We start from the raw sequence: 13,620 nt of genomic DNA, 5'->3' as shown, positions 1-13,620 counted from the left end.
AAAGTGATGCACCGAGCGTTGAACCGTCTTGATTTTGAAGTGGAGGAAGGCGAGTTCGTCGCAGTCATGGGCCCTTCTGGAAGCGGAAAAACAACGTTGCTGAACTTGATTTCGACGATTACATTACCGACGTATGGACGCCTGATGATAAATGGAATCGAGCCAGAAGCGCTCAAGCAAAACGACCTAGCATTATTTAGACGACGCAATCTCGGCTTCGTTTTTCAAGATATTAATCTGCTTCAAATGCTGACAGTAGAAGAGAATCTCGTTTTACCGTTGACCCTTGATGGCTTATCAGTTCCTGAAATGGAAAGACGTATTGCAGAAACTGCAGCACGTCTTGATTTGACAGATATTCTGAAACGTAGGCCCGACGAATTATCGGGGGGACAAGCGCAACGAACGGCGATTGGGCGGGCACTTATTCATAAACCCAAAATCATTCTTGCTGATGAACCAACTGGTAATCTCGATTCGAAGTCCGCGAAAGATGTGCTCGAATTGCTAAGCCATATTAATAAAAGTGAAAAAACAACTGTCGTTATGGTGACGCATGATCCGATTGCCGCCAGTTATTGTGACCGTGTGCTATTCATTAAGGACGGCGAATTTTTCAATGAAATCTATAAAGATGAAAGACGTCAAACATTTTTCCAACGTATTTTGAACGTCTTGTCTCTTCTCGGGGGGAATGTCCATGACCTTTCGTCAATTCGCTTACCGTAATGTTATTCGAAATAGACGTGTTTACACTGCATTTTTCATGGCAAGCGTTTTCTCCGTTATGGTTTTTTTCCTTTATTCCATGTTGTTGTTTCATCCATCCATAGAAAATCGGTTTGTTCAAGAAATTGCCATAATGGGTATGGGAATCGCAGAAATTATATTGTATATTTTCACTGTGTTTTTCCTGTTTTATTCGATGCGGGCATTTCTTCAGGCGAGGTCGAAGGAATTCGGCATTTTGCTGCATTTAGGGATGGCAAAGCGACAATTGAACCGTCTTATATTCATTGAGACGATGATTATTGGAACGGCGTCTATTGTTGCAGGGACTATTCTTGGATTTATGTTTTCAAAATTCTTTTTTATGATTATACGGGAAATCGTTCTGTTGCCAGCTTTGCCCCTCTATTTATCATGGGAACCATTTGCACTGACAATTGGTGCCTTCATGAGTCTGTTTATAATCATTTCGTACGTCGCTCCGGTGTTCATTCGGACCGGTGAGGTGGCCGATCTCATACAAGGAGATGCAGGAAGTCGAGGGGCGTACGGCTATTCAAAAGCACGTGGCTATCTGGGATTACTGATTCTTGCATTGTCCTATATCCTGGCTGCATCGACAACGAATTCCGTCGTAACCGGCCTGATCTTTTTCTTGCCACCGCTTGCAACAATAGGGACCTTTTACTTTTTCACGGATTCCTTACCTTTGCTCCTTCATAAGCTTCGCAATCGAAAAAGATTGTATTGGCATCATTTTTGGTTGCTGTCAATATCTGAAGGTGTCGTGCGGCTGCGTGAAAATGCGCGCATGTTTTTCATCGTGACAATCGTATCGACTGTAGCGTTCATGTCAGTTGGCATACTTGCATCGCTTACTTCTTTTGCTTCCCAGTACCATGAAATGCATCCGTTAGGTCTTGTTTACAAAAGTGAATCTAACAATGAACTTGAAAGAAAGCATATTACACAGCTCGTCGACGAACTGAAGGCAGAGCAGATCGATTATTCACTTGTTCGGTTCCAGGTGTTGGAACAGACGTCGACGTTCACCAAGAACCCCGTTGCGATACTGAAGCTATCCAATGTGAATATACTTGCTCAGTCGTTTGGTTATCAAGTTATTGACATGGAAAAGGGCGAAGCCGTTTTCTTACCACCTTCCGCTTCATCGTATGACCAGCTGAAGGATCGAACTGTGACAACGCTACTCAAAGAAAGTGATGTCCACGTTAAGATAGATGGGGCGTACCCTTATCATTTATTTTCTTCGTACTCGATTGCAATGAATGCGATCGTATTGAATGATGCGGATTATGAATTGGTACTCGAAAAGGGATTAACACAGGGGGATAAGTCATTTTCCTACTATGCATTCCATGTTCCCGATTGGCAAAAAACACAGGAAATTGGCTTGTCCATCGATGCCAAGGTTTCGGAATCATTTCTTGCGGGGGGATCCGATAATTTACTATATTCATTTGAAAATCCGGGCTTGAATTATTCGGTCATTCGCACGACATTTTCACTGTTATTGTTCATCGGATTACTTTTGGCGGCCGTATTTTTCCTGGCGGCAGGAAGTTTCATCTACTTCAGACTGTATACATCGCTCGAAAGTGATCGTAAACAGTTCGATGTTTTACGACGTATGGGAATCACGGATCGCGAGTTCAAGAAAATTGTCAATCGGCAATTAATCCCGCAGTTTTTCTTCCCATGGGGAGTTGCATTTGTTCATAGTTCATTTGCATTTCTGTCTTTACAAGTGATTTGGGATGCACTGGCGGAAATTTCAATTGTAAAAGAACTTGTTCTCGTTCTTGTCGGATTTACGCTAATGCAAATCTTTTATTTCTATTTAATCCGCTGGCGCTATCTTGCGCATATTAAAGCATCGGCTTGACAAGTCTGCATGATGCAAATCATACAACGGAGAGGGGTGAACTACATCCCTCTTTATTGGCGTATCCGCTTTTCGATTGTCTGGCTCCAGGCGCCAAAGGGTTCGGAGACTCACAGGATGTGAGTTACGCAACTATTGCCGCAGGACGCGGCGAACTTAGGTTGCGATCCCTAAGAGTCAGCCCAGCTATTCGGCAAAAAACGCCGTATAGCCGGTCTGCCTTATGCCTGTCGCATCTGAGCGGCGCCTTCCGCTTTTCTCGTCTTGATTTATCAGAACTTTTCTTATATAATGATTATAGTGGGAATGAATGATCATTCATTTAATCAAAAGGGGATGAACTTATGAATCTAGTTACGCGAGTACACGAAACTGCAATGACACAGCCTGAAAAAGCGGCTTATCACTTTATGGGGAAAGATACATCATATGCAGAATTCGATCAATCGGTATCCATGTTCGCATCTGCACTGCAAGACCTTGGCGTTGGCAAAGGGGATCACGTCGCATTTCTGCTAGGTAATACACCTCATTTCCTTATATCGCTTTACGCGACAATGCGAATTGGTGCAACAGCAATTCCGGTCAATCCAATTTACACGCCAGACGAAATTTCGTATATCATACATAACAGTGATGCGAAAGCAGTTATCGCGCTTGACCTTCTTTTGCCACTTGTTGAACAGGCTGCGGGCGCATTCCCAACTGTTGAGCATTATGTAATTTGCGAAACGGTTCCGGAAACACCAGAGAAAATCGCCGCACTTCCGGCTGCAGTGAAGTCGAAAGTCCGTTCATTCACACAACTCATTACTACAGGAAGACCTAATCAGGAACCCGTTGTTGTTGATGAAAATGAAACCGCTATCATTCTGTATACATCAGGCACGACGGGACAGCCAAAAGGCGCGATGCTGACACATGGTAACCTGTATTCAAACGCGCGTGATGTGGCGGATTACTTGGATTTCACGGAAGATGACCGTGTTGTAGCGACGCTGCCGGTATTCCATGTCTTCGCGCTTACAGTCGTTGTCAATGCACCACTAGTAAAAGGTGCAACGATTTTATTGCTACCGCGCTTTAGTCCAGCAGAAGTATTTAAAGTCGTGAAAGAACAGCAGGCTACTATTTTCGCGGCTGTGCCAACAATGTACAATTTCTTATACCAGTTCCCAGACGCTGATCCGAGCGATTTCAAATCTGTTCGAACTACAATTTCTGGGGGATCATCATTACCGGTCGCATTGCTGCATAATTTTGAAGAGAAATTCAATGTAAGGGTTTCTGAAGGATACGGCTTGTCTGAAGCATCACCTGTTACATGCTTTAATCCGACTGACCGCGAGCGTATTCCAGGTTCAATCGGAACGAATATCATCAATGTCGAAAATAAAGTCGTTGATGAATTGGGCAATGAAGTACCAGATGGGGAAGTCGGCGAATTAATCGTACGCGGACCGAACGTCATGAAAGGCTATTACAAAATGCCTGAAGAAACGGAGTCCGCTATCCGTAATGGCTGGTTGTACACGGGGGATATGGCGAAACGCGACGAAAATGGCTATTTCTACATCGTTGACCGTAAAAAGGATCTTGTTATCGTCGGAGGCTATAACGTTTATCCACGTGAAGTTGAAGAAGTATTATTCGCTCACCGTGACATCATTGAAGCGGCAGTCATTGGCTTACCTGATCCCGATTTCGGTGAAGAGGTCCATGCATTTGTTGTCTTAAAAGAGGGTGTCAAAGAGGACAAAGAAGCGTTGATCGCATACTGTGCGGCTCGTTTGGCGAAATATAAGGTACCAAAACAAATCGAGTTTTTAGATGAACTGCCGAAAAACACGACTGGTAAAATATTGAGACGGTCATTGAAAGACCAAGTGAAAATCTAACAAGATAGACCTCTCCGGGTTGTTGACGGGGAGGTCTTTTAGTGGTGAGTAAGGTGTGAAATAAAAAAGGGCTAGTCCCAGCAAGCCGCTCAATTGCGACTTACGGGGTAGCCCATAATCCATTTAAAATCCGAAGTTACACCCGCAAGAACGGTGCTTGCGGTGGCAATGTTGATGATTAGAATTCCTACACTGGTCACAACCAGTATCAGGTCTCCAAACACGACTTACTCCGGTATGTCTGAATGTGATTGTACACGTATTTTGCGGTTTACTTTGTGAACAGCATTGTGAATGATTGTGCTGTGGTTTGTGCGAACCACAACCACATCCGCAACCGTTCCCGTGTTTACCGGAATTTTGGTTATTATTCATTGGAAAAGAAGACATACCCTTACCTCCTTTCATCTTTATTAAGAGAAAGAAAGCGGATAACTATTCTTTATATAAGAATCATATCGCTGTTATATATACGAAAAATAAAGAACTACATTGAATTCGCTACGGCTACCCCTCCCCCTTGTAAGGTAACTTCGCTCAGTTTATATAGATATTCACATATACAGTAACTAATCTTTCCCTCACCTTAAATTATGTGGCTGTCCCACAAATGACAGGGACAAACGTTTATAGTGTAAAAATAAATAACGTTGGAATGTAGACGATAACGAAAATCCCTCTCAATAGAAAGGGGTTTTCGTTACACTTCATTTAGTTGCAAGAATTGCTATGAATGCAAGTGCTAAGGTGATTAATTAGTAGCCGCCACAGCAAGGACGCCGCTTTTGGCAAGTCTGCTGTTTTTTACAACAAGGACGTCGCTTTTCGCAAGTCTGCTGTTTTTTGCAGCAAGGACGTTGCTTTTCGCAAGTTTGCCGTTTTTTACAGCAAGTGCGTCGTTTTTCGCAAGTCTGCTGTTTTTTACAGCAAGTGCGTCGTTTTACGCAAGTACGTTTCTTGTCGCAAGTATTGTGTTTCTTCGAGCTAGAACGTTTCTTGTCGCAAGAGCGTCGCTTGTTGCTTGGAAGTATTGGACCAAAGACTGTACGTTTCTTGTCGCAAGTATTATGTTTTTTCCAACAAGAACGGCGCTTACTGCTTGTGCAATGTCTGCTGCTTGTGCGGCGCTTACTGCTTGTGCAATGTCTGCTGCTTGTGCGGCGTTTACTACTTGTGCAATGTCTGCTGCTTGTACGGCGTTTACTGCTTGTGCAATGTCTGCTGCTTGAACAACGTTTACTGCTTGTGCAATGTTTGTTACTTGACGGCTCTTGGAACATAAAGTTGTCTAACCCCAAGCTTACCACCTTATTAATCGCTTTTTGAATGTCATCGTTACTTAAAAATTGAGACACGTTAAACCTCCTTTTTTTTTTTGTAGATAAAGAATGAAGACTTGCTCATATTCCATTTACGGATTGCCTCAAATCCTTACTCTCCACTTAATGTACGTTTACGTACACTAAGTGTCCGAGACAAACGCACACACTTCGAGAAATAATTAGAAGTGGGCGGGAAGTGAGTCAATTCTTAAAAGATAAGAAAGAAAACCTTTTAAACTTAGATGAGCTTCATAAGTCAAACCAGATAAGTGGAAAAATTCATAGTTTCACTGGAACCATGCCCTGCACTATATTTAGTACTTGTTATTTCTCCTTCTATTTGGTCGCTTGCCGGAATCATGTTGATCCTTGTTAGAAATTGTTTGATTTTGAGAAGTGTTTCTATATCTGTTAGCATTGTTCTGTTTATCACGAGGATCCTGAGACATTAAGTTATCTAACCCTAAGCGATCAGTTCTTTTCTTTACTTTTTGTATTTCATTATCAAAAAATAGCGACATGTCCGCCCTCCTTTTTCGCTTATTGGGAGAAAGTACCACGCAATCCTTCCTCTCTCCTTAAAGTACGCGGTTGTACCAAGAGGGTTAGAGACAAATGCTTGCACTTGAAAAATAATTACTATTATGTTGAACAAATGAATACGGCTTATGCGCTTTACAAGGGCTTTTGGGAAGCCACTGAAAAAGTCCCAATACTTGGAATGAAATAGAAATCCTACGAATATCGCTTCGGCGCTTTGTGGATGCCTCCCGCGATAAGCCGGAAAGAAGACCCCTTGGGAGGGATTGAACTGCATCCCTCCTTAGTCTTATCGCTTCGGCTAACACGAAGTCGCGCCTTCGTTGGATGGTCTATTTGAGAAAGTGCATTTCGTTATCGGGGATGAAATCTGCAACCTGGAGTGCTATAAATCGATCGAATGTGATCAACGAATGTCCCGATGCATGAGGAATAAATTAGAACTCCTACGAATATCGCTTCGACGCTTTGTGGACGCCTCCCGCGATAAGCCAGAAAGAAGACCGCTTTCAGTCTTATCGCTCCGGCTACCACGAAGTCGCGCCTTCGCTAGATGGTCTATTTGAGAAAGCGCATTTCGTTATCGGGGATGAGATCTGCAACCTGGAGTGTGTCTTTCTTGACTATAATTAGCATCAAAAAGTAATCACATTATTATCTCGCCATATACATCTCAAAATCACAGTTCTCTCGATAATGAACACCCTAGCGCAGGCGCGGCAAAGGGGTAGCCGAAGCCGTAAGACTGGATGCGAAGCGCTAATCCAGGCTTGCGGTGAGTGGCATCCCCAAAGCGCCAAGTGTTCTACAATCCACATCCCGAATTACAACTCTTTCATTATCGAGAATCACAGCAGATTCAATGGGATTTTTTTAATTCAACATATATGGTTAGAGTAACATCGAGCATTTGAATACATACGTATAGTATAAAAGTGAAGGGATAGAATTCACGTGGATATTGGCATGGAAGTACCTGAGTATCAGCTTTTTATTCACCCTAGTTATGTAAGCGAGCTTCGGAAAGATGTTTGGATGGATGATCCAGTTTCCGCAAAGTTGACGATTAATAAAAAGAAATATGAGATTGATATTGTCTATCGTGGTTCCCATATTCGGGAGTTACGAAAGAAATCATATCAGCTCTCATTTTACAAACCGAGCATATATAGAAAGGCAAAAGAATTTCATTTGAATGCGGAATTTAAAGATCCATCATTGTTGAGAAATAAATTGTCTTTTGATTTTTTTAATGAGATCGGCTGCTTATCACCTAACTCTCGTTTCGTTTTTGTGAAACTGAACGGGAAAAACGAGGGGATATATTTAGAAATAGAATCAGTGGATGAATTTTTTCTGGCGAATCGGCAGCTACCAGAAGGACCGATCTATTATGCGGTCGATGGGGATGCAAACTTTTCATTAATGAGTAATCTTGATAAAGAAGTAAAGAAATCACTCACGTTAGGCTATGAAAAAAAGTGTGTCACTGAGCAAGGTGATAATCAGTTACAAGAAATGATAGTTAACATCAACACCGTTCCAAGAGAAGAATTTGAGCATGAAATCGTAAAGTATGTGAACGTAGATAAGTATCTACGCTGGCTCGCGGGGGTTATTTTTACCCAAAACTTCGATGGATTTGTTCATAACTATGCACTTTATCGTAATGGGGAGACGGGTTTGTTTGAAGTTATCCCATGGGATTACGATGCGACATGGGGAAGAGATGTCAATGGTGAAAGCATGCGAGAAGACTATTTGAGAATCGAAGGATTTAATACATTAACCGCAAGGATTCTTGATGTGAAAACTTTTCGGATGCAATACAAGAACCTATTAGAAGAGATATTAAACAGTAAGTTTAATGTGGAGTATATGAAACCTAAAATACAAGCAATGCATAATTTAATAAGACCCTATGTTCTAAAGGATCCTTATGAAAAAGACAATATGGCCGAATTTGATCAAGAACCGGATTTCATATTGGCCTATATTGAGGCTAGGGGAAACTATATAAGGAGCCAATTGGACACATTGGATTAGGCGGCAATACGAAAAACCCATTAAATAATGGGAAGCTCTTAGATGGCAATGCTGAACAAGTCGTGAAACGTTTTGGGGGAAGAGGCATCAAAATTCGTCGATTCAACTGTGATGGTGAAGAAAGTCCGTTGCGGCGATGAAGAGGTAATTAGTATGGTGTGCTGGGAATCAGAGAGGAATTAGAATCAGTGGAGTAAATTTGATAGCAACATAAAAACAGCGGTGTCTTTTCATATGAAAAGCTGCCGCTGTTTTTGTGTGCGAATTACGAGTAGCGGTGATAACGGGGTTGATGCCGGTGATAATCGAAGCCATGGCGGTGATAACAGGCCCGATGGCGGTGATAAATGATCCCAAGGCGGTGATAACGATTCGTTAGATATACGATACAATAAAGTTGGTTATGAATTGGCATACTGCGTGGAGGAAATGGGGTGAATTGTTCCTCATCATTTTTTGCTTGTACACGTGAAAATTTTTAGGAAGATTATAAAAACTCTATTAAATCTTCACCGAGGACATAACACCAATTGACCGGCTATATAATTAACCCTTTCCAACGCGGAGAGGGGTTGATTATTCATTATCCAAAATAATAATTAGAAATCTGATTGATAAATTCCTCTTCAAGCTCTCCTTTCTTTTTCACCAGTATATATGTTGAAACGGTCGGTAATTCGAATAGGTCAAAATGTGGCTGCATAAGTCTACCTTCAATCAGTTCACGCCGGACGATGGAATGAGGAAGGAATGAGATGCCTAATCCTTCCTGGATGAACCGTTTTGCAATGTGCGCCTGTGTGACTTTCATCGTCCGTATGCCAGGAATGCGTTTATTGAGAGTGAAAAGTAAGTCATCCCAATAGACGGGGTGATGATGCGTAAATAAGTAGTTTTTCTGTAGTTCTTCAGAAACGTCAATAGGTGGGCCGCTTTCCTCATCGTATGGATCCGTTGGTATGATGAATAAAATAGGATCTTTGTAAATCAGGATTGATTCAATGTTTTTGAACGTAGCATCGAGTGCTGAAATACCAAGATGCACATCACCATTGTCGACAAGTTGCTCAATCATTTCCGATTCTTCGATGCGAATAGATAGTTCGACTTCGGGATGATGCTCCATGAATGTCCGTAATAAATAAGGTAAGATCGTTTCGGCCATTAAGGGTGAAATTGCGATGGTCCAATTGCGGCGATAGCCTTGCGAAAACGCATGCATCCGACTCACACTCGCGTCCGCGTCTTTAGTAAGTCGAACAGCTTCAATATAAAAAAACTTCCCGGCATCGGACAAAGTGACGCGGTTGTTTAGTCTATCAAAAAGTTTGCTACCAAGTTGTTCCTCTAAAAGACGAATATGCACGGTTACGCTTGGTTGGGATAGCATCAATTTCTCGGAAGCTTTACGGAAATTTAAGGTCTCAGCGGCGACAATAAATGTTTTGAGCCATTGATAATCCATTAAGTGACCTCCTTTTGATTAATAATACTAATTGATATAATGAAAAACATTCAATTTCCATAATTATAACTTCGCATTATACTAAAGAAAAGAAGGAGGAATAATCATGTTTCAAAAAGGGTTGAAAGATGTTATTGCAGTACACACGAAAATCGCGTCGGTCGATGGAGAAAAAGGGGAATTGCGATATCGGGGTGTTTCTATAGGCGACCTCACAGCGACGCATTCATTTGAAGAAGTAGCATATTTTATGTGGACTGGCGTGTTGCCGGGAGAAAGTGAACTTTGTATATTGAATGAAAAACTGATTGCGGGAAGAGAACTCCCTCTACATGTTGTGAAGATTATTGATGCACTTCCTGCTGATATGCCACTGATGGATGCGATGCGAACGGCGATTTCCGCTTATGGACACCCTGCGTTTAAGGATGAAATAATCGAGGATCAGGCGCTTGTTTTGACAGCGGCACTTCCGGTGATTATTGCGCGTCATTATCGAAATCAACAAGGACAATCAATCGTCGAAGCGGATCCGACTTTATCGCACACAGCGAATTATTTGTGGATGCTAACAGGCGTTATCCCAAATGACGTACAAGTCGAGGCGCTCGAAACGTATTTGAAATTAACGATGGAACACGGATTGAACGCGTCGACTTTTGCAGCACGAGTCACCATTTCGACTGAATCCGATTTGACATCTGCAATCACGTCGGCAATCGGAACGATGAAAGGTCCGTTACATGGAGGCGCGCCATCGGGTGTCATCGATTTGTTGGAGGAGATGGAAACGCTTGGAAATATCCGTCCAGTCATTGAGGCTAAAATGAAACGCGGGGAACGCATCATGGGGTTCGGCCACCGAATTTATAAAACGGAAGATCCTCGGTCAGTTCTTTTGAGAGATAAATGCATCAGTATGTCGGGGGAAGATGACTGGTTGGACTTGGCGACAGCAGCTGAAAAAGAAATTATTTCTTTGCTGGAAGAGTATAAGCCGGGCCGGAAATTGTATACGAACGTCGAATATTATGCCGCAGCTATCATGCGTTCAATCGAAATGCCGCCGGAACTGTTCACACCAACGTTTAGTGCAGCAAGAATCGTCGGCTGGACAGCGCATGCGATTGAACAGTTAAGTGACAACACCATCTTCCGACCACAATCGGTGTTTGTAGGCGAAATGGTAGTTTTGGATGAGAGGTTTCATGTGGAGAGATAATTGTGTCGTGACATTTTGGTGTTGTCCTCACAGTTAGTCGACTTGCCATGACAGTTCCGCGTTGTCCTCACAGTTTCGAAGTTAGCTGTGACAGTTTGACGATTTGCCCTCACAGTTAGTCGACTTGTCATGACAGTTCGGCATTGCCCTCACAGTTTTGAAGTTAGCCGTGACAGTTTGATGACTTGCCCTTACAGTTAGTCGACTTGTCATGACAGTTCCGTGTTGACCTCACAGTTTCGAAGTTAGCCGTGACAGTTAGACGATTTGTCCTCACAGTTAGTCGACTTGCCATGACGGTTCCGTGTTGCCCTTACAGTTCGTTAGCTTGCCATCACAGTCTCACGACCAGCCCCATAGCTCGACACCAGATCTCCTTCGCCATACAAGGAGATCATTTTTTTATCCCCATGAAAAAAGGGAAACTGTTACGAATGTCGAAATAAGTAGATAGAGAAGAAATAAGGGGGAATTAGCAATGGAAAAACGTAAACTGGAAGTAGCTGACCTATTTAAATTACAGTCTGTGACGGATCCGCAATTAGCGCCGAATGGCAAGGAAGCGGTGTTTGTAAAAACGCATATTGACGAGGAAGACAATAAATATATAGCGAATTTATTTCATGTAGATCTGGAATCGAACGAAGTGACGCAGTGGACGCATGGCAAAGGGGCGATTTCATCACCTGAATGGTCTGCCGATGGGAAACAAATCGCCTTTTTATCGGACCGGGAAGAGAAGAACCAGTTGTTCATCCTACAGGCAAGAGGTGGGGAAGCGCAGAAAGTAACCGCATTTGAAAAGGGCGTTTCGGGTTTCCTTTGGTCGCCATGCGGCAAGAAAATTTGGGTGGACGCAGTCGTGAAAGAAGGCAAGACGTTTACAGATAAAGAAGAAAAGGACGAAAAGAAAAAGCCGCAGCCGTACCGTGCCACGAAAATGAAATACCAAATGGACGGGGCAGGCTTGTTGCCACAAGACACGTACAAACAAATCGGCCTAGTCGACATCGAAACGGGAGAAGTAACGCAGTTCACTGAGGGGAATTTCCAGCATGGATTGCAAGCCATATCGCATGATGGCAAGAAATTAATTATCGGCGTCAACCGAAAGGATAATTTGGATTTCGAATTCCGTCAACCGCTAATTATTGTAGACGTTGAAACGAAAGAAGAAACGGTTCTTGTCGATGAAGAGGGCTATTTCGGCGGCGCCCAATTTTCCTTTGATGATCGCTATATCGCATACGTTGGTTCAGACCGGACATTCGAAAACGCGACACATAGCAGTTTGTACGTTTATGACACGGAAGACGGTATGCGCATGAATTTGACGGAAAGCATCGACGCACCGGTTGGGGATGCAGCAGTTGCGGATCATCAGCAAGGGGCGGGTGCACCGTCAGCAGTTTGGACAAAGGACAACTATTTGTATTTCCAACTGTCGTCAATGGGCGATATCCGTCTGTACTTTGCGTCACTCGAAGGCGAGTTATATCCCGCAACACCTGAAAATGAGCATGTATACGGTTATGATATTTCAGCCGACGGCGAGTTTGCTCTCGTTGCAGTCAGCAATGCCATTAATCCGGGAGAGCTATATAAACAGACAATCGCAACAGGCGAACGACAAGCCATCACTTCATTCAACGATACGTATTTGCAGGAAGTTGAACTTGTTGAACCGGAAGCAATCGTCTATAAAGGCGCAACCAATTGGGACGTGCATGGTTGGCTAATGAAACCGGCGGGCTACGTTGAAGGGACTAACTATCCGCTAATCGTCGAAATTCACGGCGGTCCGCACGCAATGTATGCGAATACGTTTTTCCATGAGTTACAGCTATTGGCGGCGCAAGGATACGGGGTCCTCTACGTTAATCCACGCGGAAGCCATGGCTATAGCCAGGAATTCGTAGATGCAGTACGAGGAGATTACGGCGGCGGAGATTATGAAGATATTATGGCTGGACTTGACTACGTTAGTAAAGAAAACAGTTGGATCGATACGAACCGACTTGGCGTAACAGGCGGGAGCTACGGCGGTTTCATGACGAACTGGATCGTTGGCCATTCAGATCGTTTCAAAGCAGCTGTCACGCAACGTTCGATTTCGAACTGGATTAGTTTCTTTGGCGTATCCGATATCGGTTATTACTTCAGCGATTGGCAAATCGGTGCTGACATGACCGACGTTGACAAGCTGTGGGAACATTCACCGCTGAAATATGCGAAACACGTTGAGACTCCGCTGTTAATTTTACACTCGGAAAAAGATTTCCGTTGCCCGATTGAACAAGCAGAGCAGCTATACATCACCTTAAAAAGCATGGGGAAAGAAACGGAATTTGTCCGCTTCCCAGATGCAAATCATAACTTATCGCGCACGGGTACACCGAACCTGCGCATTGCAAGGTTGGACGAGATAACAGGCTGGTTCGCGAAATATCTATAATTGATTCGGAGGAATATGATTGAGTTATACAAATGAG

At 43.2% G+C, this 13,620-nt stretch carries 9 protein-coding genes; 7 read left to right on the top strand and 2 right to left on the bottom strand.

Annotated features, from left to right (window positions below):
* Window positions 1–6: 6 nt before the first annotated feature.
* From MKY15_RS02685 to MKY15_RS02670, 4 genes are all read left to right on the top strand, one after another.
* On the top strand, window positions 7–729 hold the full coding sequence (locus tag MKY15_RS02685) for an ABC transporter ATP-binding protein (protein WP_255428711.1): 723 nt from the start codon (window positions 7–9) through the stop codon (window positions 727–729).
* Window positions 701–2,635, top strand: a complete 1,935-nt coding sequence (locus MKY15_RS02680) for an ABC transporter permease (protein WP_340740572.1) — start codon at window positions 701–703, stop codon at window positions 2,633–2,635. The genes MKY15_RS02685 and MKY15_RS02680 overlap by 29 nt, the downstream gene beginning before the upstream one ends.
* Before the next feature lie 344 nt (window positions 2,636–2,979).
* Complete coding sequence (locus MKY15_RS02675) at window positions 2,980–4,533, top strand: fatty acid--CoA ligase family protein (protein ID WP_067212073.1); 1,554 nt, start codon at window positions 2,980–2,982, stop codon at window positions 4,531–4,533.
* Window positions 4,534–5,318: 785 nt separating this feature from the next.
* Entirely contained in the window at window positions 5,319–5,762 is a 444-nt protein-coding gene (locus MKY15_RS02670) for a hypothetical protein (protein ID WP_342538901.1), read from the top strand.
* A gap of 407 nt (window positions 5,763–6,169) precedes the next feature.
* Here the strand turns inward: MKY15_RS02670 and MKY15_RS02665 are convergent, their stop codons facing one another.
* A complete protein-coding gene (locus MKY15_RS02665) occupies window positions 6,170–6,376 on the bottom strand; it encodes a hypothetical protein (protein ID WP_067212067.1) in 207 nt (68 codons plus the stop codon).
* Between the two features lie 985 nt (window positions 6,377–7,361).
* Here MKY15_RS02665 and MKY15_RS02660 point away from each other — a divergent pair.
* Window positions 7,362–8,441, top strand: a complete 1,080-nt coding sequence (locus tag MKY15_RS02660; RefSeq protein ID WP_067214041.1) for a CotH kinase family protein — start codon at window positions 7,362–7,364, stop codon at window positions 8,439–8,441.
* 583 nt (window positions 8,442–9,024) lie between these two features.
* On the opposite strand, the gene MKY15_RS02655 is transcribed toward MKY15_RS02660, so the two are convergent.
* Window positions 9,025–9,906 carry a LysR family transcriptional regulator gene (locus MKY15_RS02655; protein ID WP_342538900.1) on the bottom strand — a complete coding sequence of 294 codons (882 nt, stop codon included), beginning with the start codon at window positions 9,904–9,906 and terminating at the stop codon, window positions 9,025–9,027.
* A gap of 106 nt (window positions 9,907–10,012) precedes the next feature.
* On the opposite strand from MKY15_RS02655, the gene MKY15_RS02650 reads away from it, so the two are divergent.
* Both MKY15_RS02650 and MKY15_RS02645 read left to right on the top strand, forming a co-directional pair.
* Window positions 10,013–11,128: a citrate synthase/methylcitrate synthase gene (locus MKY15_RS02650; protein WP_342538899.1), complete on the top strand. Its 1,116-nt coding sequence runs from the start codon at window positions 10,013–10,015 to the stop codon at window positions 11,126–11,128.
* 478 nt (window positions 11,129–11,606) lie between these two features.
* On the top strand, window positions 11,607–13,583 hold the full coding sequence (locus tag MKY15_RS02645; protein ID WP_342538898.1) for a S9 family peptidase: 1,977 nt from the start codon (window positions 11,607–11,609) through the stop codon (window positions 13,581–13,583).
* Window positions 13,584–13,620: the final 37 nt, after the last annotated feature.

Origin of the sequence: Sporosarcina sp. FSL K6-1540 (genome assembly GCF_038620285.1) — a bacterium.
GTDB classification, from domain to species: Bacteria; Bacillota; Bacilli; order Bacillales_A; family Planococcaceae; genus Sporosarcina; species Sporosarcina psychrophila.
Note: the sequence above shows the minus strand (reverse complement) of the source record. Positions and strands in the feature narration are given on the sequence as shown.

Bases quoted from the DNA above. Each gene is read 5' to 3' on its own strand.
- MKY15_RS02685 (WP_255428711.1), top strand. From the start codon at position 7: ATGCACCGAGCGTTGAACCGTCTTGATTTTGAAGTGGAGGAAGGCGAG.
- MKY15_RS02660 (WP_067214041.1), top strand. From the start codon at position 7,362: ATGGAAGTACCTGAGTATCAGCTTTTTATTCACCCTAGTTATGTAAGC.
- MKY15_RS02655 (WP_342538900.1), bottom strand. From the start codon at position 9,906: ATGGATTATCAATGGCTCAAAACATTTATTGTCGCCGCTGAGACCTTA.
- MKY15_RS02675 (WP_067212073.1), top strand. From the start codon at position 2,980: ATGAATCTAGTTACGCGAGTACACGAAACTGCAATGACACAGCCTGAA.
- MKY15_RS02650 (WP_342538899.1), top strand. From the start codon at position 10,013: ATGTTTCAAAAAGGGTTGAAAGATGTTATTGCAGTACACACGAAAATC.
- MKY15_RS02645 (WP_342538898.1), top strand. From the start codon at position 11,607: ATGGAAAAACGTAAACTGGAAGTAGCTGACCTATTTAAATTACAGTCT.
- MKY15_RS02680 (WP_340740572.1), top strand. From the start codon at position 701: ATGACCTTTCGTCAATTCGCTTACCGTAATGTTATTCGAAATAGACGT.
- MKY15_RS02665 (WP_067212067.1), bottom strand. From the start codon at position 6,376: ATGTCGCTATTTTTTGATAATGAAATACAAAAAGTAAAGAAAAGAACT.